At 44.1% G+C, this 21,622-nt stretch carries 17 protein-coding genes; 10 read left to right on the top strand and 7 right to left on the bottom strand.

Features of this window, described 5'->3' with window-relative positions:
• Positions 1-80 precede the first annotated feature (80 nt).
• The 3 genes from UF05_RS07205 to UF05_RS07195 are packed head-to-tail and all read left to right on the top strand — an operon-like array spanning position 81 to position 4,653.
• A complete protein-coding gene (locus UF05_RS07205; RefSeq protein ID WP_005498466.1) occupies positions 81-1,319 on the top strand; it encodes an anaerobic sulfatase maturase in 1,239 nt (412 codons plus the stop codon).
• A 7-nt stretch (positions 1,320-1,326) separates the two neighbouring features.
• On the top strand, positions 1,327-3,696 hold the full coding sequence (locus tag UF05_RS07200) for an arylsulfatase (RefSeq protein WP_045546078.1): 2,370 nt from the start codon (positions 1,327-1,329) through the stop codon (positions 3,694-3,696).
• Positions 3,697-3,717: 21 nt separating this feature from the next.
• Positions 3,718-4,653 (top strand): LysR family transcriptional regulator, encoded by a 936-nt coding sequence (locus UF05_RS07195; protein ID WP_020842273.1) that lies wholly within the window; start codon positions 3,718-3,720, stop codon positions 4,651-4,653.
• Positions 4,654-4,765: 112 nt separating this feature from the next.
• Here the strand turns inward: UF05_RS07195 and UF05_RS24215 are convergent, their stop codons facing one another.
• Both UF05_RS24215 and UF05_RS07190 read right to left on the bottom strand, forming a co-directional pair.
• Entirely contained in the window at positions 4,766-4,939 is a 174-nt protein-coding gene (locus UF05_RS24215) for a hypothetical protein (protein ID WP_005482667.1), read from the bottom strand.
• 57 nt (positions 4,940-4,996) lie between these two features.
• Positions 4,997-6,547: a methyl-accepting chemotaxis protein gene (locus tag UF05_RS07190; protein WP_005487868.1), complete on the bottom strand. Its 1,551-nt coding sequence runs from the start codon at positions 6,545-6,547 to the stop codon at positions 4,997-4,999.
• Positions 6,548-6,799: 252 nt separating this feature from the next.
• On the opposite strand from UF05_RS07190, the gene modF reads away from it, so the two are divergent.
• A complete protein-coding gene (gene modF, locus UF05_RS07185; protein WP_045546079.1) occupies positions 6,800-8,254 on the top strand; it encodes a molybdate ABC transporter ATP-binding protein ModF in 1,455 nt (484 codons plus the stop codon).
• Positions 8,255-8,267: 13 nt separating this feature from the next.
• On the opposite strand, the gene UF05_RS07180 is transcribed toward modF, so the two are convergent.
• Positions 8,268-9,734 carry an EAL domain-containing protein gene (locus UF05_RS07180; RefSeq protein ID WP_045546080.1) on the bottom strand — a complete coding sequence of 489 codons (1,467 nt, stop codon included), beginning with the start codon at positions 9,732-9,734 and terminating at the stop codon, positions 8,268-8,270.
• Positions 9,735-10,068: 334 nt separating this feature from the next.
• Between UF05_RS07180 and UF05_RS07175 the strand changes: the two genes are divergently transcribed.
• The 3 genes from UF05_RS07175 to UF05_RS07165 all read left to right on the top strand — a co-directional run bounded on the left by UF05_RS07175 (position 10,069) and on the right by UF05_RS07165 (position 14,970).
• On the top strand, positions 10,069-10,803 hold the full coding sequence (locus UF05_RS07175; protein WP_005482748.1) for an IclR family transcriptional regulator: 735 nt from the start codon (positions 10,069-10,071) through the stop codon (positions 10,801-10,803).
• Positions 10,804-10,809: 6 nt separating this feature from the next.
• Entirely contained in the window at positions 10,810-11,649 is an 840-nt protein-coding gene (locus tag UF05_RS07170) for an arginase family protein (protein ID WP_005482584.1), read from the top strand.
• A gap of 300 nt (positions 11,650-11,949) precedes the next feature.
• Positions 11,950-14,970, top strand: coding sequence for a DUF6701 domain-containing protein (locus UF05_RS07165; RefSeq protein WP_045546081.1), 3,021 nt, complete (start codon positions 11,950-11,952; stop codon positions 14,968-14,970).
• Between the two features lie 89 nt (positions 14,971-15,059).
• Here the strand turns inward: UF05_RS07165 and UF05_RS07160 are convergent, their stop codons facing one another.
• The 4 genes from UF05_RS07160 to pcp form a co-directional block, all read right to left on the bottom strand.
• Positions 15,060-16,352, bottom strand: a complete 1,293-nt coding sequence (locus UF05_RS07160) for a DEAD/DEAH box helicase (protein ID WP_045546082.1) — start codon at positions 16,350-16,352, stop codon at positions 15,060-15,062.
• A gap of 184 nt (positions 16,353-16,536) precedes the next feature.
• Positions 16,537-17,523, bottom strand: a complete 987-nt coding sequence (locus UF05_RS07155) for a CobW family GTP-binding protein (RefSeq protein ID WP_005487852.1) — start codon at positions 17,521-17,523, stop codon at positions 16,537-16,539.
• A gap of 63 nt (positions 17,524-17,586) precedes the next feature.
• On the bottom strand, positions 17,587-17,850 hold the full coding sequence (locus tag UF05_RS07150) for a hypothetical protein (protein WP_025639023.1): 264 nt from the start codon (positions 17,848-17,850) through the stop codon (positions 17,587-17,589).
• Between the two features lie 180 nt (positions 17,851-18,030).
• Positions 18,031-18,669: a pyroglutamyl-peptidase I gene (gene pcp, locus UF05_RS07145; protein WP_045546083.1), complete on the bottom strand. Its 639-nt coding sequence runs from the start codon at positions 18,667-18,669 to the stop codon at positions 18,031-18,033.
• Between the two features lie 241 nt (positions 18,670-18,910).
• Between pcp and UF05_RS07140 the strand changes: the two genes are divergently transcribed.
• The 3 genes from UF05_RS07140 to UF05_RS07130 all read left to right on the top strand — a co-directional run bounded on the left by UF05_RS07140 (position 18,911) and on the right by UF05_RS07130 (position 21,507).
• Entirely contained in the window at positions 18,911-19,159 is a 249-nt protein-coding gene (locus UF05_RS07140) for a hypothetical protein (RefSeq protein WP_005462100.1), read from the top strand.
• Positions 19,160-19,639: 480 nt separating this feature from the next.
• The gene (gene trpB / locus UF05_RS07135) at positions 19,640-20,863 is read left to right on the top strand and encodes a tryptophan synthase subunit beta (RefSeq protein ID WP_017448076.1); all 1,224 of its coding nucleotides are present in this window, start codon (positions 19,640-19,642) and stop codon (positions 20,861-20,863) included.
• 230 nt (positions 20,864-21,093) lie between these two features.
• Complete coding sequence (locus UF05_RS07130) at positions 21,094-21,507, top strand: VF530 family DNA-binding protein (protein WP_005462112.1); 414 nt, start codon at positions 21,094-21,096, stop codon at positions 21,505-21,507.
• The last annotated feature ends 115 nt before the right edge of the window (positions 21,508-21,622 follow it).

The following is a 21,622-nucleotide window of genomic DNA, read 5'->3' as shown; positions in this document are numbered from 1 at the left end:
CAAGTATCACTATTATCAATTGTGGACAAGAACATATTAATTAAACTAGTTCCATCTTGGTTGGAGTAGAAGAATCCCTTATGGCTGGTTTACATACTACAGTGAAAGTTGTTGGCTCAAAATGCAACTATGATTGTCAATATTGTTTTTATTTAGAGAAGGACCTGCTCTTAAAATCTAAAAAATCAATGAATATAGAAACGCTAGAGACTTATATTAAAAATTATATTTCTAGCCAAGATACGCCTATTGTCGAGTTCGCATGGCACGGTGGAGAACCTACATTGATAGGCATTGATTTTTTTGAAAAGGCTGTTGAGTTTCAAAAGCAATACGCTAACGGCAAATTAATAAAGAACACAATTCAAACCAATGGTTCTAAATTAAACAGTGATTGGTGCCGATTCTTTCGAGAAAATAACTTCTTGGTTGGATTAAGTTTAGATGGACCTGAGTGGCTTCAAGAAAAATACCGAACCAAACAAGGAAAAAGTGCTTTTAAAGAAAGCTTTTCTGCATTAAAGCTTCTACAAAAAATGAACGTTGAATACAACGTTTTGGCATGTGTGACCAAAGAGTATTGCAAACATGCTGAGGCTATCTATTCATTTTTCCGAAAGAATAAGGTGAAACATATTCAGTTCTCACCTCTTGTCGAATCTTCTCCGTTAGAAACAGAGCAAGCTCGTGGCCAGCACTTTGGTAGCAATCTGATTTTCTCGACAGACAAACACCATACAGATCCTCAGAAATACGAACCTATCGCTTGGTCTGTTGATGCCAAAGAATACGGACGTTTTCTCACCGACGTATTTCATCTTTGGGTTTCTCAAGATGTGGGAAAAGTCTTCATTTCGAACTTTGAACAAGCATTAACACAATACCTTGGCAACCCCTCGCCAAACTGTATTCATGCAAAAAAATGCGGCTCGTCTTATGCCGTTGAAGCAAATGGCGACGTTTATTTCTGTGACCATGTCGCCTACCCGGAGTCGAAACTCGGCAATGTATTCGAAACATCGTTACACGAGATGTCGTTGAATCACGAACTTCAGTTCAATAAAGAATCCCGCTTATCTATGCGATGTAAACAATGCCAGTTCTTGTCTCTCTGCAACGGCGGCTGCCCAAAACATCGCTATCTCTCCGACACTGGTGAGCATGAAAACGTCCTTTGTGATGGTTATTTCTATTTTTTCAGCTCAGTACAAAAGTATTTGCAAGCAATGACGACGCTCTTAGCTCATGGCTATCCAGCAAGCTATGTCATGCAAGCATTAGACGGCCCTTTAATCCTAACACCCTCTAATAAAAGGTAATCAATAAATGGATATTTTGAAAACAACGGTGACCATCACCGGAGCGCTCGCTCCGTGTTTGGTTGCGGCAGGAACGGTAGATAGAACAAAGCTCCCAGTTCCTGACATTGAGCCCCAAACTTATACTCAACTCGACGTGCGAGATGTTCAGCGCCCCGAGCCAACTCGCCGAATCGCAGCACCAAAAGATGCACCTAACGTGCTTGTTATCTTGTTAGATGACGTCGGTTTTAGTCAGTCATCCCTTTTTGGTGGCGCAGTTGATATGCCAACACTTGATGCGTTGGCTAAACAAGGTCTTATCTATAACCAATTCCATACAACCGGCGTAAGCTCTGCAACTCGAACTGCCTTGCTTACTGGCCGCAATCATCACCAAAATAATATGGGTTCAATTGCGGAAACATCGACGGCCTTCCCTGGTAATACAAGCGTTCGACCAAACTACATCGCTGCCCTACCAAAAATTTTGAAATATAACGGTTACAGCACGGCAATGTTTGGTAAAAACCACGAAATTCCGGCTTGGGAGACAGGGCCCGCAGGTAACCAAACGCTTTGGCCTTCTGAAGTGGGTTTCGACAAATTCTACGGCTTCTTCGGTGGTGAAACCGACCAGTTCCAACCCGTGTTGATTGACGGTAATACGCGCATTAAAACGCCACGTAAAAAGAACTATCACTTCACAGCAGATATGACCGACCAAACTATTGAATGGTTGAACCTGCAGCACAGCTATAATGCTGACCAACCGTTCTTCGCTTACTACGCTCCGGGTGCCGCACACGCCCCTCATCAGGCCCCAAGAGAATGGATTGATAAGTTCAAAGGCAAGTTCTCAATGGGCTGGGACAAACTAAGACAAGAGTCGTTTGAACGTCAGAAGAAGTTAGGCATTATTCCACAAGATACGGTTTTGCCTCCAATGCCAGACTTTGTGCCTCGTTGGGATTCTCTCTCATCTGATGAAAAACGTGTCTTCGAACGCCAAATGGAAGTTTATGCAGGCTTCTTAGCACACACTGACCATGAGATCGGTCGAGTCATCGACACACTCAAGAAAAATGGTGAATTCGATAATACCTTAATCTTCTACATTGTCGGCGATAACGGTGCGAGCGCAGAAGGCAACCGTAACGGTAGCTTCAACTCACTGGCGTTCTATAACCTCATCACGGAAGATCCTAACCGCGTGCTAGAAAACATCGATAAGCTAGGCGGACCAGATAGCTTCCCACACTACGCTTCAGGCTGGGCCGTAGCGGGTGACTCTCCATTTACTTGGACGAAGGGAATGTCTTCAGACTTTGGTGGCACTCGAAATGGTATGGTCGTGAGTTGGCCTGCGGGAATCGATAACAAAGGCCAGCCTTTGCGCGATCAATGGTCTCATGTTGTAGATATTGCTCCGACAGTACTAGAAGCCGCTAATTTACCAGTTCCAAAAGAAGTCGATGGTGTTGAGCAAATCCCGATGGCAGGCGTGAGCTTCACTAATACATTTAAGGAAACAAAAGCACAAACACGACACAAACCTCAATATTTCGAACTGGGAGGTAACCGTGCCATCTATCACGAAGGGTGGCTAGCGCGTGTTACTCACTGGGCTTTAACTGAGGGGTCAACCAAGTTTAGAGACCTACAAGATGATAAATGGGAATTGTACGACACAACGAAAGATTTCTCTTTAGCCAACGACTTAGCAAAATCTAACCCTCAAAAGCTTGATGAGCTGAAGAAGCTATTCGATAAAGAAGCAGAGAAAAACCATGTCTACCCTATCGATGATCGCACAATTGAACGTATGAACGCAGAAATTGCGGGTCGACCTGATGCTCTGTTTGGTAAGAAGAGCCTCACGCTTTATGAAGGTGCAAGAGGCATCCCTGAAAACTCTTTCTTAAATATCAAAAATAAATCGTTTGATATTGTTGCGGACATTTCAACAGACAATGCGTCAAAGACTAACGGTGTGATTATCGCGCAAGGCGGTAACTTCGGTGGTTGGACGCTATATGTGAAAAATGGCGTCCCAACCTTCGAATATAACTGGTTAACCTACGAGTACACTAAAGTCTCTGGTTCTAAACTAAAAGAAGGCAAGAACGAGATTAAAGTGGCATTCCGTTACGACGAGAACGGCCAAGGTGGTAAAGGTAACGCAGCTGGCAGAGGTAAAGGCGGTAACGTTTATCTCTACGTGAACGATAAGCTTGTTGAGAAGAAACTTATCCCTAACACAAACAGCCGCTTGTTCTCGCTCGACGATGGCGTGGGTATTGGTGAAGATGAAGGTGGCGCGGTGAGTAAAAACTACCAAGCACCATTCGAGTTCAATCAAAAAATTGAACAAGTCACAACCGCTATCGTTCAATAGCGATAAATCTCCTGAGTCATCATGTTAATAGTGGCTCAGGAGTCACTTCTCACTCCCGTTGATTTCCCCAACAATTCATTACTCGAGTTCAAGATGTCCAAAGCCATTGACCTAAACTTAATCAATACATTTATTGTGGTGGCCGAGTGCTTTTCTTATACGAAAGCGGCGGATAAATTAGGTGTAACTCAGCCAGCGATAAGTGCTTCCATTAAACGACTAGAGCGCACAACAAACACAAAGTTATTTACGAAACGAGGGCGAAATATTGAGCTAACCAGCACGGCCCAGAAATGGCTGCCTCAACTACAACAAGCGCTGAGTGTAATCGATAGCGTGATCACCCAACCTGCTCCCTACAATGTTTACTGTTCAAATATCTATCCGGCTCAGCTATCCAAGCTTGAAAATGTCTTTTTTCATGAGTCAACATTAAGCGAAAACCATTTATTCTCTCTGCTTTACAGCAATGAAGCGGATTTACTACTGGGGGATATTGAAAGCAGAGAAGCGTCAATTATAGTGGAAGACGTTTGTCGAGAGCCTTGTGTTGTTATATGTCGAAACGGTCACCCAAGGATTAACGAGCACATCTCCACCGAGATGTTAAGCGACGAAAAACATTGCGTACTTGCCAGTAAATGGAGTTTTGATACTGAGTTTGAAAAACATTTGGGCTTGATCGTCAAATCAAACAATATCGATTCTATCGCATCTAACTATTTGGGCATTCTCACCCACGTAGCTCAAAGCGACTGCATCGGAGTCATTCCACTATCTTTGGCAAAGAAATGGGGAAAAACCTTTAATATTAAGCATTTTACTTCCCCTTTTAGCGCTTGCTTTATTCAATATCAAATCGCATATCACCAACGAAAAGTGAACTGTAAAAGGCATGGAGCGATGCGAGCATTGATAAAATCTAGAGTATTAGAAGGTCAACAACGTATCATTTAATCAGTTGATTCCCCACTACTTTTCAACAGATTTTATTGACAAAAAAGCCGTTGTTCATCAACGGCTTTCTTTTCACTTTCATTGCTTTAATACAACTGATGAATGAGAAAAGCTAAAAAGCGATACCTATCACGGCTTCCAACATTTTTAACTCTTCATGAGTCAAAAAATCCGTCGATTGCCTACTGAGCACACTGCTATTGAATTCAACTATTGCTACATTCTGTTGCTCGTCTTTTTCATGTTTTGGTTGCTCCGGGGAAAAGTTGGTATTTTGCGTAACCATATTTGCTCCTACCCTATGCTTTATTTAGAGAAGCACTAAGCCATTTACTTCCGCTGCTTATGCGAATTTTTTTATCATGTCAGAGAGTTCATTCGTACAGTTTTGCACTCTGCTGTTCATCTGGTTGGTTTCTGTCATCAGATCATACGACTCGCTGTATTTCAAATTGAGCGATTGGATGTTCTCATTGATTTCATCCGTGACGTAGACCTGCTCTTCGATGGCGACAGCTATCTGTTGATTTCTTTCTACAACATCTTGGATCAACGACTCTAGTTGCTGAATGCTCTCAAGCGCCGTTCCAAGCAAAGTGACCGTCCCTGTAGACATCTCGTTGCCTTTCTCCAACGCAGAAACCGCAGACTTACTGCCATGTTGAATGCTCTCAATCGCAGATTTGATCTCTGTTGTGGACTCTTGAGTTCGTTTGGCAAGCGTTCTCACTTCATCCGCGACTACCGCAAAACCACGACCTTGCTCGCCTGCCCTTGCCGCTTCTATCGCAGCATTCAATGCCAGAAGATTGGTTTGTTCGGCAATGCCATTAATCACCTCAATAACCGTCCCAATTTGATCCGTTTGTTGATTCAAACGCATCACTACTTTCGAAATCTCACCCAACTCGCCAACAAGATCGAGAACGGAATGGTTAACGTTATCGATAACATTGCGACTATCGGTCATGGTATTTTGCGCTTTCAGCGTCGCATCTGCGGTTGCTTGAGCATTATGAGATATCTCGGAAGACGAGGCTTGCATCTCATTCACTGCGGTTGCAACAGAATCAATTTCGATTTTTTGCGCGCTTAGGTTCTCAGTAACGCGCTCACTGTTATCCGCCGCGCTATCGGCATTCGTTTTTGTCTCTTCACAGGAATCTTTTACCGAAACTCCTACTCTACCTAACAATGCGTTCGCGAACTGCTTCCTCATTTTCATAGCCAGTTCGATTTCTGCAAGATCATTCACTTTCCCGCAGTATATGTATTCCATCAACGGGTTATTGAAATCCTGTCTTGCTTGTTTAGCCAGCTTCTCAATTGGTCTGGTCAACATGTAGATGGATAATGCCGAAAGTAACGCTGCAGCGCTGAAAGCCACCATTGGTGATTGATTCATCTCTAGAAGTAACAAGCCCAAAAAGTTCGAAATAAAAAGGAAAAAGGCAGCTCTCATCCAAAGACGTGTTCGAGGTAGGTAAAGTTGAAGCGGTTTTTTATCATTTCGCAGTTTCGCGTAAGCTTTCTCTGCGCGTTTGACATAAATACGTTCTGGTTTAAAACGGACAGATTGGTATTCAACAATTTCACCGTTGTATTTGATTGGCGATGCAAACGCATCCACCCAGTAATATCCTCCATTTTTTCGTCTGTTTTTCACCATTCCCATCCAATGTTTCCCAGCTTTGAGATGAGACCAGAGGTCTTTAAATGCCTGTTTAGGCATATCTGGATGGCGAACAACGTTATGTGGTTTTCCTATCAACTCTCCTTCTTCAAAGCCAGCAACTTCATTAAAATGCGCACTGGCATATTTGATGTAACTTGATGGGTCGGTTATGGAAACGAGACTGTAGCTCGCAGGATAATCGTATTCCTTTTCACTCATATACATGCATCCTTACATTTAATAAATAAGTGCCACATATGAGTGTAGCAGCATAATATCCATACGCATAATGATGACTATATAGAAATATTCCCGCGACTTATTGAACAGCAGATTCGTTACATAAGTCTTTCATTTCTGGTCGTAACAATCTTTGCTTTGGTTAAAATTAATACTGACATCCCCTTCCTTAGGCCCTTGGTTAGTTGTTATAACTAGTCCAATACAACAATAACAAGGAAGACAAACACAATGGCTATTCGCTTTAGTCAGCTTGCTGTACAAGGACATACCACCACACTTTCCATTGATGAATGGACAATCGATAACAATGACTCTTGGGGCATCTTCAGTGCAGAAGGAGACATCGGCTCCCTGCTAGGCGATCTGCTTTGTGGCGAACTGAAACCCACACAAGGGACTTTGGAGCTTGGTGAATTGAAAGTCGCGCAAGTATCGCTTTCAGAGCAACAACGACTACTTGAACGTGAGCTAGAAAAGGACGACACCGATTTTCTCGATCGTATCGACCAAGGCAGTACCGTTTATGCTTTGATTTTTGAGTGCTGCCAAGATGCAGCAACAACGGAAAGACTGCTTGAGGAGCTCGACCTTCACCATTTAAAACAGAGCGGTTTTCGTGTTTTATCGACTGGCGAGACCAGACGAGTCATGCTCGCTAGAGCGTTGGCAACCCAACCTGACCTTGTGCTTCTGGATAATCCTTTTGTCGGTCTAGATGTTGCCCACCGCGCTTCACTCGCAACCTATTTGTACTCGCTTTCGCAATCCGTCCAGATGTTGATTACGTTTTCTCGCGAGTCCGACATGCCAGAATGGATAGATCATGTGGCGCTATTTAATGCCGGCAGTCTTGACAGCACAATGAATAAAGAGAGTTGGGACAACCACCCGATAATCGAACAAATTAAGTCACAATCCCAAAAACAAAGCGAAGAGATGATGGGGTTGATACGACGTCACCAACACTCTACACACTTCGATGATCCTATTTTCGAACTAAAAAATGGCCAAGTTGAATACACTGAAAAACGTATTTTCACTGACCTGAATTGGCGCATAGTTCAAGGGCAACACTGGCAAGTTAAAGGGCCAAACGGCTGTGGTAAAAGTACGTTATTGGGGCTGATATTTGGCGATCATCCACAATGCTACAGTAACGACATCCACATCTTCGGCAAGAAGCGAGGCTCTGGCGAAAGCATCTGGGAGATAAAGCAGCATATTGGCATGGTCTCCTCTGCGCTGCATCTTCAATATCGAGTGAATTGCAGCGCGTTAGAGGTCATTCTGTCTGGGTTCTACGACTCGATTGGCTTGTATAATCAGCCTTCGCGTAAAGAGATTGACGTAGCTAAAGAGTGGCTTGATATCTTACACATGCGTCACTACGAAAAGACGTCTTTCAAACAGTTGGAATACGGTCAGCAACGCTTGCTGTTGATCGCGCGTGCTATAGTGAAGCAGCCAACACTACTCATTTTGGATGAGCCTTATCAAGGTCTCGACTTTTTAGGACGACGCTTGGTAAAAAACACGTTGGAACTGATTGCACGTGAAAATCTCAGCCAATTGCTTTACGTCTCCCATTACCAAGAAGACAGCCTTGAGAGCATCAAAAACGATCTTGAGTTTGTCTTCGATGACGAAGCGCAGTGTTATCGCGCTCAAATTCATCACTGGTAATGTGTAACAAGAGCTAGGAAATTGGCTGCTGCGCAAGCAGGGAATATGGTAAAGGCTTGGAATACAGGTAGCCTTGATGGTATTGCACTCCCATATTTTTCAAATGCTCTGCTTGCGCCGGCGTTTCGACGCCTTCCGCAATCAACTTCACTTGCAGCTCGTCTGCAAAATGAACGATGGCATTCAATACGGATGCACTCACACTTTGAATGCCTATGGTTTCAACAAAACACTTGTCGATCTTCAAATAATCAATTTTCATGTGCTGCAAAAATGCTAACGACGTTTGCCCAGTTCCAAAGTCGTCGATCAGTACATCAATTCCGTGCACGCGCAACGCTGCAATATGCTTCCTTGCTTCCCCATTGATCAACTGACGCTCCGTAATTTCGATGCCGAGCGACACATTGTTCTCACTTAGCTTCCTGTGGATGAGTTGCAGTTTTCTTATTACATGAGAACCGACAAGGTAACCAGGGGGCACATTGACACCAAGATGCACCGGATGAGTAAACGTCAGTTTGGAGAAATCGTCCGCAGCTTTTTCTAAAACGTAGTCGGTCAGCAACGATACTAACCCGTTCTGTTCTGCCGCAGGAACAAATTCATCTGGAGCAATAAAACCTTTTTGTTGATGCTCCCATCGTATCAGCGCTTCGTAACCAAACACGCGTCCGCTTTCAACATCAATTTGAGGCTGGTAATACAAGGTTAATTCGTTTTTTTTCAGGGCTTTTTTTAGTTCTGCAAGAAGGTTTCTTTGCGGATCGACAAACTTGTTTAACGCGTATAGGCAAAGATAAATCATCGCGATAATAGGCACAGAATAGATGATATAAGAAATCAACTTTTGCTCGACAAATAAATCGCTAGCTTCAGCGAGCGCTTGGTATTCAAACACCTTAGATTCATTAAAAGCAATCGGGTTTGTACCTTTTCTGGATGCGCCAGCGGGCACCACGTCGTCATGAATAAACAAAGCTGACCGCTTGAGGCGTAAATCGTTGTTAAATCCAATTGTCGCGCCAAAATAGTCTCTATCAATGATGGTGATGGCTTTATATGCCTGCTGCCCTTGTGTCACCACTAGCAGTAATGGCTCATCTAGGCCGTTTATCTGGCCGAAGGTTAAGGCATGATTGGGCGTGAAGGTTAAGTATTCAGAAAGCGGTTTGGATAAGTGTCCAAGCTTCGATGAGCAAATGATCTCATCGCCTTTGACAATGAGCATTTCATCGATGTCTCGCTCAAACATCAGGTTTTGCTGCAACTGCTCACACCGTTCTGGATGAATAAGCGCAGTTCGGTTTTCAGTCTCAATTTGAAAGAGAATTTCATCCGCGATTTGTATGTTCTTTTCGAGCAAGTGATCGAGGTTACTTTGCACACTCTCGTGTGCCAAATACAAAACCTCCGCAAATACCAAAGGAAGTGGCAGAAAAAAGATAGCAGCTTTCTTAAGAAGCATTTTATTCAGCATATAAAAGCGACCTTTTATAAACCGATTGACTCAGATGGTATCGAGAAAACGATACCCACCAGCAACTCACGTTTACAATATTATTCATTAGATTTATTGAGTATGCGAGACACCTCCTACTCTCGCAAATAAAACAAAACCTTAATTGTTTAAGTTCCAGTTTAGTGGCACGAGACTCAAAGGTGAGACATCCACTTTCCAAGTTTTCTTCAATATTTAACCGCTCACTGCCATTTTCTCATTAAGTGAGAATTACTCATAAAAATTATTTTTCTTTTCTCAGTGATTAAGAATTATATTTGTCCTATATCTTTTAACACGTTACAACTCTCTCATGACATTAAACAAAGCCAACGCTAATCAGGTAAACGAAAAGGCACTGCAATTATTAATGCAAGTTGCGGTAAGCCAATTCCCAGTCTCTGCGAAAACACTCAGCGAACAATTGAACGTTCCATTAAGCAGTTTGTATCGACATCTAAAACTGCTGAAAGAATGGAACTTGATTGAAGAAAGTGTGCATGACAAGACATTTGTTGTTGGGCCAGCAGCCTTACTGTTGATGCACAGCTATGAAACCGCTCAGCACGGCCTTGATATGGTTGAAACCATCTTGGCGCGCTTGGTGCAGCAAACGGGGGAAATGGCGGCGTACATGGTGCCATCGGGTTATCGAGCGCTTTGTGTCAGACAAAAAGAAAGTATGCAGGCGCTACGATGCAGCTTCGTCCAGGGTCAAAGTCAACCCCTGCTTCGTGGCGCCTCATCTAAAGTGATGCTGGCTTTTATGCCTCAAAGTCGTTGCGAAAAGATCTTACGTTACTTTAGCCAAGATCATCGCTTAGACGAATGGGAAGAGGAGCTCGCCACAATCCGAAAGAACGGCTATGCCGTAAGTACCTCCGAGATTGACCCTGGTGTTTCTGGTATCAGTGCGCCAGTCATGAAAGGAAGTAAGCTGGTTGGCGCAGTTTCGGTTATGGCTCCGGCACACCGAGTAGAAAAGGATAAGCAGCGCATTATTTTGCATGTGTTGCAGGCGGCAAGGGCACTACCACCAGAAAGGTAATTCAACATGTTAAGCTTTTTCAAACGCTATAAGTTTCATCACACACCAAAGCAGCCGCATCATTATCCTTTTTCTTTTATGACGGTTTGCGAACACTTAGCCCCTATGTCTAAAGGTGCGTTTGAATTAGCAGACCAAAGTTTGGAAAACGCGAGCGAATGGTTGTATCAACAACATGATCACGCGACAGCAGCGAATTTCGGTCATTTTTCTCACTCAAAATTAGAGAGTGGTGAATTTCAGGAAGCATTGAGCCTATCGCTTTCTCGCCACTCTATCCCTGTGTTGGTTTCTAACTGCACGGAAGCCATTTTATCGATGCTTCCTGTCGTTGTGTCGTACCGCGATGAAGTGGGCATTGTGAATATCGGCCATAAGATGAGCCTAAAGCCGACGCTTGAACCTCGCATGGGTTCAGCGTTTCACTTTGCCCTTTCTCGCTATCAAAATGTGCGACTATTTTTTGCTGGCGTAAGCGAGCAAGACACGAAACAAGAAACCTTGGAATACGCCGAAGATCAAGGCTGTGATTGGGTAACGGATCGTGAGTTTACGTTCAGACATCGCAACCACGTAAAGCAGCAAATCAGCAATTATTTGGATCACTGTGACCAAATCATTGTGACGATAGATTTAGGTTCACTATCAACGAAAAACAATCTTGAAGGTACGCCATCGCTGGATATTCAAATGGTACTGAGAACACTAAGGCTTTGTTTGGTATCTGGTAAGGTAAAAGCGATTCAACTTGTAGGCGACCGTGACCGATTGGTGTATTCACGACAAACCAAAGCCATTCTTGAGGAGTTGTATCAGATGGCTCCCCTGCTCGACCACGCGGCGTAACGAATAATTGTACAGAATAAGGCCATCAATTAGCCTTATTCTGGCAGAGTCTCACCTTTTATTATCATTTGCTAACAAATACTTACACCATCAATGCGACTTATGTCACATTTATCTATTGAACAAACAATCCATCTAAGTTCTAATATCCTTACATCACTATGGTATGACATACGAAATAAAAATCCCCATAGTTCAATAACTAAGCGGTTCTTCTAATAATATTTAGCCGCTATTTTTCTGAGACACTTATTTTCTCTCGCTTGATGTCATTCAGTTCCACGAGATTTAGGATACTTAATGATGCGTCTTTACTGCGTTATTGCTACGGCCATGTTGATGCCGTTAACAGCACAAGCAACGGTTTATGACGTTGCGAAACCATCTGAGCTAAACCAAATATGCTCAACTCATAGTTCTTTTGATATTCAAAGAACAGACACTACCTTTTTTTGCCATGGCAAGATCGTATTACCCGCTGGTGATTCCATCATCTCCTCTTCACCTGAAGACGAAGTCATACTAGAAGCTCATCAAGGCATTGTTTTAGAGGGCAATAACCGAATTGGTGAGCCTAATAAACGCATCTCACTTCGCTCGCTTTCAGTCGAGTTGAAGGTTAACAATGAGCAAGCTTCTAGCATTGAAGATTACCAAAACAAACACACTGTTATTTATGGTGACCTTCTGTCGGCCTACCCAACAAAACTGCATAATGTTCTCATCGATGGGAATATAGAGCTAACGGGGTCGACGCTTCATATTGACGGTAAGTACAACACCATTATTGGTAAAATTTTGACTCACAGTACGACCGATATATTCAATACTAACGTTTGTGGCACCATTGAATCAAAAGGCCATCAATTGCATCTCAAGACGAATAACCCTTTCCAACAACATTTCGTCGTCGGTGATATTGTGGCGCACAGTTCTCTGCTTATTGATGATATGGCGGTTTACGGCACGACGGAGTCCAAAGGGGCATCTGCCGCACTTAATGGTTCGTTCTACGCGGAAGATACTGCGATTAAGTACTTCCAGACATTAAACTTTAATCAAGGTGTTGGAAGTAAGGTTTGCGGCGAAATCCAACAAACGCCGGGAAGTTTGCACCCTCATAGTGTAACTGGCAAGTATTCTCAGTTCTGCGGTGTTGGCCAATCACGTTGCGATTACTCGAGCTCCATTTGTCCGAGCACCACAACTCCGCCGCCAAAGTGTAGCATGCTGCCTCCAAGTAACGATGACTTGGGCCTGACGGTGACACCATCTGATGACATGGCGTTGATGTGCGGTGACGATCTCCCGCAATTCACAGCGATCACAACCAACAACGATGAAGTAGTCAGCGCACCAGTGATGGCAATATTGTCTGATCCCGACTTGTTCACGCTAGAGGTAGTGAAAGGGAAACCGACATCAACTGAAAACCAGTTTCAATCTAACGATAATGGTGAGCTCGTTGTTCGTGTGGTTCCAAACGATATCGATAAGATCGCATTAGACGCCAATTACTCTTTGACTTTCACGATGGTCGGAGACTCCGCGAAGGAGCAAACAGTCAACTTCATGTTTACGCCGTTTATGTTCGAAGCGTATTCAAATGAAAGACGGACACTGAATGAAATTCGCGTCATCGCTGGTAAACCAGAAAATGTTCATACACGTCTGCTCGCTTGTGCCTCCACAGGAGAACCCGTCGTTGCCAGCAATTACAATGGTAAACCCAAAGTAGTCCACCCTTTGATTAAACCTCTCGGTGGAAGCGAAGGTGATTTTAGTTATTCTGCTGAGTTCAAAGACGGATTATCGGAACATGGCTTAATTACTAACGAATCCGGACTGTTCGAGGTGACGTTATCCGACCAATTCGAATGTAAAGGATTTTCAGAGTGTCCAGACGACGGCACAGTTGAAGTAACAGGCAAGTTTAATGTGTACTCGCGACCATGGACCTTGGCAATCTGTGAGAACCAAAACACCTTGCCTTCAGGCACATCCGAACAAGGTGATAAGTTCATTGCCGCTGGCGAACATTTCTCGTTAACGGTGAAACCCGTCATCTGGCAAAAAGGGGGGTCTATCAGTGATCCTATCGACTCATCAGCTTATTGTGATGCTTTGGTCACGACCAACTTTATGCATGATGGCGCACCAGCAGCATCGGTTGTTTTGTCGAGCGAGCAACACTCGCCTTTAGACACGGCAAACCAAACCTCGACGCTGTTGAAAAGTAATTATGCGTTAACTCAAGGACACCAATCAGCCAAGAACCATCGCTTCGTTTTTAACGGATTGTATTGGGAAGAAGTCGGCAGCTTGAAAGTGAAAGCAAACCTCGGCAGTACGTATTTTGGCATGAAGGTTAACGAAGGTTATCGCCATATCGGACGTTTCTATCCGAAGTACTTCAAAGTGCAAAGTCAAGATTGGACTTACCCTAAAAACCAAGGCTTTGTATACATGAATCAACCGTTTGAGAAAGTTACCTACGATGTGGTTGCGCTAAACGCAAACAAAGAGGACGTAAAAAACTACGCCCATTTTGCGCCAAGTTTACAACAGCATTTTTACTTAGGAGAGCTTGGCGGATACCAAGATCGTTTTGTGCCACCAGCACCACAAAAGGCAGAATGGAAACGCATCGGCGATGCCAGTATCGGTCAGTTTGTGATTGAAAAAGCATCTACAAATGCAACGTGTCACAACAGCCCGTGTTGGGAGAAAGATAAAACTAAAGGCCATTACCCTGATGGCCCGTTCAACCGCGGTGCAAACAGCAAGAGCAGTAAAATTGGCTTAGTGACTACTCACGTGGTTGATGAGGTGAACTTCTTCGATGGCGGTGAAATTCTGACGAAACAGCCAGACATTCGTTTTGGTCGTTTGAACTTTAAGGATGTTGGCGGAAATCAAGGCATGAAGATCAAAGTGCCATTGGACGTAGAGGTGTGGCAAAACGGTAGGTTTGTTACAAACTTCGATGACAACTCGACAACCGCAAATGGTGCGTACTACACCAGCACGCCTATTTGGTCGAACGCACCGGTAAATAACGCCCAGTTATCTGGTGTTGCTAAGATGAGTGTTGGCAGAACCAACGACATCATTGCAAGCCAAATTGACGCGGCAAGAGAACAAATTCAGTTCAGCCTAAATCTAGATCACTCAGGCAACCAACTTCCTTGGCTCAAATATGACTGGGAAACTTCGACTCCCGAAGAAGAAAACCCGCCAACAATAGTCACGTTTGGTATTCACCGTGGAAACGATCGCATTATCTATCGTGGTGAGCCGAATATGCTTGGCTTAAATTAGCGTCTTAAACCAACACTAGACAGCAAATAAAAAGAGCCCCTCATTGAGGGGCTCTTTCATTACAAACGAATGTAATTATCTAACCGTGTTTAGTTCGTGCCACGACGCGCTTTCAAACGCTTCACCATTGCAAGACGACGCTCTGCTGAGCCTTGGTCTGTCGCAGACTGGTTAGGGTTATTACGACGACCTTGACGGTTCTTAAACGCCGGTTTCGAGTTCAATTTCTCGATGTAAGATTCACGCTGCTTTGGCTCATAACCCGCAAGTTCGATACGACGAATGCGTTGCTGAATGAGGTTTTCTACTTGAACAACCGTTAGCTCTTCATCTCGGTTTACGAACGAAACCGCATGACCTTGCTTACCCGCGCGACCAGTACGGCCGATTCGGTGAACGTAATCTTCAGCAAGGAAAGGCATGTCGTAGTTCACTACGTGAGGTAGATCTTCAATATCCAAACCACGCGACGCAACGTCCGTTGCTACCATGACGCGAACTTTGCCCGTTTTGAACTCTTCTAGCGCACGACGACGAGCACTCTGAGCACGGTCACCGTGACAAACTACTGCTTTGATGCCGTCAAGTTTCAGCTCTTTCACCACATCATTTGCGGTTTCTTTGTAGTTTACAAACACCAAAACTTGTTGCCAGTTTTTGCGACCGATCAGTTCAGAAAGCAGTTCTGTTTTACGTTCTTGATCGACTGGGTAAAGTACGTGAGCAACAGTGTGCGCGGTAGTGTTTGCACGCTCTACTTCGATGCGTTTTGGTTTACGCAAAATGTCTTTCGCTAACAGATTTAGCTGGCTTGAAGTCGTTGCAGAGAACATCATGATTTGCGGATCAGTATCAACGTCCAACATGATCTTACGAACAGCATGAATAAAGCCCATATCCAGAATACGGTCAGCTTCATCAAAAACAAGGAACTCAAGGTTCGCAACAGAAACGTTGCCTTGTTCGATGTGCTCTTCCAAGCGGCCTGGCGTTGCAACCAGAATATCGACGCCGTTTTCTAAAGCAGAAACTTGTGAAGACATTTTACGACCACCAAATACAGCCACAACCGATAGGTCTGTGTACTTAGTGTACGCTTTAATGTTGTCAGCAATCTGTTCTGCCAGTTCACGCGTTGGTGCCAGGATAAGTGCACGAGCGGTTTTACGAGAAGCAGTACGACCGCTGTCTAGCAGCTGTTGAATCATAGGCAATGAAAACGCTGCAGTTTTACCAGTACCTGTTTGTGCTGTAGCGAAAATATCATGGCCTTTACGAGCCATTGGAATCGCCTTCTGTTGAATTGGCGTTAACTTTTCATAACCGCATTCTGCCAGTGCTTTAACCACTTCTGGCGCAAAACCTTGAGATGAAAATGACATTGAGCGTATTCCTTAAACAAACCACTTAAAATAGCTTTAAAAATTTAGCCGTGCACTATACCCGAATTTGAGTGATTTATCTCACTTTTCTCACTGAAACTCGATAAAAGAAAAAACGGTGAACCCTGCCATGCAGTCGATTCACCGTTTCATTCCAATATTTGCGCGAAGAATGCCGAATGCCCTATCCTTCAATACCCGCAAGTTGCAGTAATATTTGCTCTAGTTCATCCCAAGGAAGAAGCTGAGAATCAATCACTTCAAGTCGTGATTCAAACCCTTCTAAGCTGATTTCGTTGACCGATACCACGCGATTTGCCACGTTAAATGCATAACACCCTTGATTGGTGTTGACTACTGCTTTCACACGTTCGGCGGTTAGGTCAGACAACATCGAGAACAGCTTATCAAAATCGAATTTGTATTCAGCACCAAACAACCAGCCACAACTGAAATAGCCCTGCCCTTTGTTCTCTTTACGGATGAATGCTTCACCCGGTGGTAACTGAAACTGAGGCTCTTGGTGTGCATGCTCATGGTGATGCATTTCGATATGAGAAGAAGCACTGCCGTGTACGCGTTCAATATCCAGAACTTCAATCGGCAGCTCGCCGTTGTGAATCAACTTACTGAACACTTTAGCTGGCGTTTGATCGGTAACCCAATCGTTGAACACATCAATATCATGGCTTGAACAGAGATCGACTTTGCTGCCAATCACCACATCGGCACTGTCTAGCTGATCAACAAAGTTTTGATTAGACGTGTATTTTTCATCGCTCAAGTTACGAGGGTCGACCAACGCGATGGTCGCCTTTAAATCAACGTATGGCAGATATTGCTCTGATGTCAGCGTCGCAATCACTTGTTTTGGATGACCAAGGCCTGTTGGTTCAATCAACAAACGATCTGGCTTTTGGCGCAATAATGCCGTAATACCAACAGACATAGGAACGCCTGCGGTACAACACATGCAACCGCCCGGCACTTCTTTAATCAACGCACCTTGGTCGGTCATTAATGCACCATCGATGCCAATCTCACCAAACTCATTGACCAACACCGCCCAATTTTCATTTTCAGGTTTGTTCTTTAAAAGATTTAAAATCGTGGTCGTTTTACCGACACCCAAAAATCCGGTCAGTATGTTGGTAGGTACTCGATTTGACATGTTTTTCTCCGACACAGTCGTGCATTAGTGCTGGGGCAAAGTATACGGAGAATGTGACTTGCTTCAACGCTTTTTATCACGCTCGCTTATGTCTTGATTTAATGTTTGACGGTTTGAGTTTTGAGAATAGTCAGAATGACTTACCGCCTCTGCACGTTTCACATTCGACAGGTACATACTGGTGTGAATGACACAGGTAAAGAATGCGATAATCGCGACTAAGATTGGAAGGATTCCGAGCGTGTTTTCGAATTTAAGCGCAGCGATAGCCAAAGCGAAAACAACGACAGAGATAAGTGCAATAGCCTTACTTTTGTTGCTTTTCATGATAACTCGCCTTTTTGAGAGTAAGCCCCTGACACCTCCTGTGACAAGGGCACCGAACGAAAGTCATACACCTTCAATCCGACACTCTAATGCTACTCCTTTCGAAGCAAGCAAATTTTGAGCAAGTTAACATTTGGCAGAACATACGCTTAGTAACTTATTAGTTATTTCAGTAGCTTACTAACAAATTTGTCCACCACTCACCACAACATCGCTTTCGTGTTCAATGACAACTTGTGCCACCAACTTTAGGCCAGCCACGATCATATCGAGGCTCATTGACGGGTAATTGCCATCCGTCGCTTGTTCTGGCAACAACGGAATATGCACAAATCCAAGCCGAATCAATTTGTCCCTCAGATAATGCTGCACTCCATAAAACAGATGGTTGCACACAAACGTCCCCGCGCTATTAGAAACCTGACAAGGAATACCGCTCTCTTGCAACGTTTGAGCAATACGCTTGATTGGCAAAGATGAAAAATACGCATCCGGGCCATGTTCGATGATGGGTTCATCGATTGGCTGATTGCCACCGTTGTCTGGAATTCGGAAGTCATCCACATTAATTGCAACACGTTCGGGCGTTATTGCCGCTCTACCCGCGGCCTGACCAACGGTAATAACACAATCTGGTTGATGCGCTTCAATCGCATCAATCACAGCACTGATGGACTCAAAACGCGTTACAGGCACCTGACAAGTAACAATGATGCCACCGTCAAGACTTGTTTCTTCTAGCCTTTTCACAGCCTCCAACGCCGGATTTATTGCATCACCACCAAACGGTTCAAAACCAGTAATCAAAACCTTTTTCATCGCAACCTTCAAAGAGAAATTGTTTCGCCGATTATTGCATCGCCTCTTTCACTCTCCAACCATAAAGTCAGCTTGCAACCAAGCCACATTGTTTTGTGTGAATCCACTCTAACCAGCGCTCCCCAACAATAAGTGAATCAGCTCAGAACCGACCATAACTCAGCGGGAACTTGGTTTCTGTGCCTAACTTATGTAGAGTACGCGACCACAAAATATCGGCAGTTCAAAGAGATCGAATACCATGAACATTGATAACCACGTTATTGAAAGTCTTGAAGAGTTAGAAGCTTTTCTGCATTTAGTCGAGAGCGGTGCATTAGGTTTGGAAGGGGTAACTGGCGTTGCACTAGCGACAACAAACACTGACGGCCGTCCTTTTGTTGCAGTTTTAGGCGACAAACACCAACTTTTGTTGGGCCGTTGGGTTTCACAACATGTTTACGACAACGGTAAAGACATCGTTAGAAACGGCTCAGCACGTAAACACTGATTTCTGCGCATCCACGTGTGCTAAAAAGAGATAAGCTTGCTGTTATTTAGCAAGCTTTTTTTATAACTAAAACCCTCTAAATAACTTTAATCCCAAAAACAAGAAAGCTCCGTAACCCATTGTTCAAAAATAAAAAATAAGCTTTTGAGTTAATTCAAGAGTTGTGACATTTCGCTGACATAACATGGTTTGAAATCCCTAACATCTGCCAACGGAAGCGAATCTAACTTTCGTTTTCAGACACCATCGCAGAGTACACTTCCTTGTACTCTGTTTGTCCCGAAAGACCCTTGTGACAGCCTAGAGTCTTTCGGGACCTTTTTTGTTCCTCTTACTCACATTTTCCTCCAGACAAGATCAATCTCGTACTATTTAACTAGTTCATGATAGCAGCATCACGATTTAAGCAACTGATCACACAACCTATTTGAGAATTTGGGTATAAAAGTATCAATACTCTCATTTACTAGGACGTAACTAATGAAAAATTCTTTCGACCACAACATGCCCAACAATGAAGGATATTTTGGCGAATATGGTGGCAGCTTTGTCCCGCCAGAGCTTGAGCAAATCATGCGAGATATTAACGCCGCTTATGAAGAATGTTGCCAAGATCCAGAGTTCAAAGACGAGTTAGCTCGCCTTTATAAACACTTTGTCGGTCGACCTAGCCCTATTTTTCATGCAGCGAATCTATCTAAGAAATACGGTGCCGACATTTATCTAAAGCGAGAAGACTTGAACCATACTGGCGCTCACAAAATTAACCATTGTTTAGGTGAAGCCATCCTTGCGAAGAAAATGGGCAAAAAGAAACTGATTGCGGAAACTGGTGCAGGCCAGCATGGCGTGGCATTGGCGACTGCTGCCGCTTTGGTTGGCTTAGAATGTGACATTTACATGGGCGAAGTCGATATCGCCAAAGAGCATCCGAACGTTGTCCGTATGAGGATCCTTGGTGCTAACGTGATTCCTGCCACGCACGGACGTAAAACGCTGAAAGAAGCCGTTGATGCTGCCTTTGAAGCGTACCTAAAAGATCCAGAAACTCAGCTTTATGCCATTGGTTCCGTGGTTGGCCCTCACCCATTCCCTAAAATGGTTCGCGATTTCCAATCCATCATCGGGAACGAAGCGCGAGTTCAGTTCAAAGAGATGACGGGCAAATTGCCGAACAATCTTGTCGCGTGTGTGGGTGGCGGCTCAAATGCCATGGGGTTGTTTAGCGCATTTTTAGAAGATGAAAACGTCGCGATCCACGGCGTCGAGCCTGCTGGACGATCTTTGGACAAAGTGGGTGAACATGCAGCCACCCTAACGCTTGGCGAGCCAGGCATCATGCACGGGTTTAAGTCTTACATGCTTAAAGATGAACAAGGCGAACCACAAGAGGTACACTCCGTCGCCAGTGGCTTGGATTACCCATCGGTAGGCCCACAGCACAGTTATTTAAAAGACATCGGACGCGTGAACTATGGTTCAATCAACGATGACGAAGCGATAGACGCCTTCTTTGAGTTGTCTCGTGAAGAAGGGATTATTCCGGCTATCGAATCTTCCCACGCAGTCGCATACGCAATCAAACTGGCACAACAAGGTGAAACAGGTTCGATTCTTGTCAACCTTTCAGGTCGAGGCGACAAAGACATCGATTTCGTGGTTGAAAACTACGGAGCAAAATACGGCATTGAGTCGCTTATCTAACTGGCAGCCACTGAGCTGAGTTACATTTAATCGCAACGCGCAGACAAAAGCAAAGCCACCTAAAACAAGGTGGCTTTGTAGTTTTCTCTCAATTTACCTTTGCTTTAGTGGTTTAAATACGTTGCCTAGGCCTTCTGGCGTTTCTATTGAAACCATCGCCGCCTAACTATAGATATCTCTGTAATGTATACTTTGCTAAACTCCGCCCTTTGATGAGTAAGGCCCCTAAAATGATGACTGACGAAGAAAGAATCGAACTGCAACAAAACAACCCACTGCATGGGTTAAAGCTAGAGACTATGTTGCAAGAGTTGGTAGATTTTTATGGCTGGGACATTCTAGATACAGCCATGCGTTTTAATTGCTTTAATACCAAGCCTTCGATTGCAAGTAGCGTGAAGTATTTAAAGAAAACTGAATGGGCGAGAGAAAAATTAGAAAACTTTTACCTTTATCGCTTTAAGCGCATGCCACGCGCGAGTGAAGAAGAATACAATTTGCCACCAAGAGCCCGTACTTTCCCTCACGGTCTTGAGCCTAAAGAGCCAATGCCGCTAACCGTTGATTCTATTCTCAATTCACAAGCGAAAGCAGCATCCTCATTTAAAAAACGCTCATCTCGTGGCCGTCCGACACGTCGCTAGTATACTTCCTTGGAAAACAATTAGAGCCCTACTGACAGATCCAGTAAGGCTCTACTATTGTTCCTTAAAAGGGTTAACGGCGGCGAGTGGCCAACTGGTTCATCTCCGCCCAAGA

The organism is Vibrio sp. S457-15 (genome assembly GCF_000960545.1).
In the GTDB taxonomy this organism is placed as follows: domain Bacteria; phylum Pseudomonadota; class Gammaproteobacteria; order Enterobacterales; family Vibrionaceae; genus Vibrio; species Vibrio parahaemolyticus.
Note: the sequence above shows the minus strand (reverse complement) of the source record. Positions and strands in the feature narration are given on the sequence as shown.

What these genes read in the sequence shown, in the direction of transcription:
- UF05_RS07190 (WP_005487868.1), bottom strand. Translation starts at nt 6,547, where the DNA reads ATGAGTGAAAAGGAATACGATTATCCTGCGAGCTACAGTCTCGTTTCC.
- UF05_RS07180 (WP_045546080.1), bottom strand. Translation starts at nt 9,734, where the DNA reads ATGCTGAATAAAATGCTTCTTAAGAAAGCTGCTATCTTTTTTCTGCCA.
- modF (WP_045546079.1), top strand. Translation starts at nt 6,800, where the DNA reads ATGGCTATTCGCTTTAGTCAGCTTGCTGTACAAGGACATACCACCACA.
- UF05_RS07175 (WP_005482748.1), top strand. Translation starts at nt 10,069, where the DNA reads ATGACATTAAACAAAGCCAACGCTAATCAGGTAAACGAAAAGGCACTG.
- UF05_RS07205 (WP_005498466.1), top strand. Translation starts at nt 81, where the DNA reads ATGGCTGGTTTACATACTACAGTGAAAGTTGTTGGCTCAAAATGCAAC.
- UF05_RS07140 (WP_005462100.1), top strand. Translation starts at nt 18,911, where the DNA reads ATGAACATTGATAACCACGTTATTGAAAGTCTTGAAGAGTTAGAAGCT.
- UF05_RS07165 (WP_045546081.1), top strand. Translation starts at nt 11,950, where the DNA reads ATGATGCGTCTTTACTGCGTTATTGCTACGGCCATGTTGATGCCGTTA.
- UF05_RS07130 (WP_005462112.1), top strand. Translation starts at nt 21,094, where the DNA reads ATGATGACTGACGAAGAAAGAATCGAACTGCAACAAAACAACCCACTG.
- pcp (WP_045546083.1), bottom strand. Translation starts at nt 18,669, where the DNA reads ATGAAAAAGGTTTTGATTACTGGTTTTGAACCGTTTGGTGGTGATGCA.
- trpB (WP_017448076.1), top strand. Translation starts at nt 19,640, where the DNA reads ATGAAAAATTCTTTCGACCACAACATGCCCAACAATGAAGGATATTTT.
- UF05_RS07160 (WP_045546082.1), bottom strand. Translation starts at nt 16,352, where the DNA reads ATGTCATTTTCATCTCAAGGTTTTGCGCCAGAAGTGGTTAAAGCACTG.
- UF05_RS07150 (WP_025639023.1), bottom strand. Translation starts at nt 17,850, where the DNA reads ATGAAAAGCAACAAAAGTAAGGCTATTGCACTTATCTCTGTCGTTGTT.
- UF05_RS07155 (WP_005487852.1), bottom strand. Translation starts at nt 17,523, where the DNA reads ATGTCAAATCGAGTACCTACCAACATACTGACCGGATTTTTGGGTGTC.
- UF05_RS07195 (WP_020842273.1), top strand. Translation starts at nt 3,718, where the DNA reads ATGTTAATAGTGGCTCAGGAGTCACTTCTCACTCCCGTTGATTTCCCC.
- UF05_RS24215 (WP_005482667.1), bottom strand. Translation starts at nt 4,939, where the DNA reads ATGGTTACGCAAAATACCAACTTTTCCCCGGAGCAACCAAAACATGAA.
- UF05_RS07200 (WP_045546078.1), top strand. Translation starts at nt 1,327, where the DNA reads ATGGATATTTTGAAAACAACGGTGACCATCACCGGAGCGCTCGCTCCG.
- UF05_RS07170 (WP_005482584.1), top strand. Translation starts at nt 10,810, where the DNA reads ATGTTAAGCTTTTTCAAACGCTATAAGTTTCATCACACACCAAAGCAG.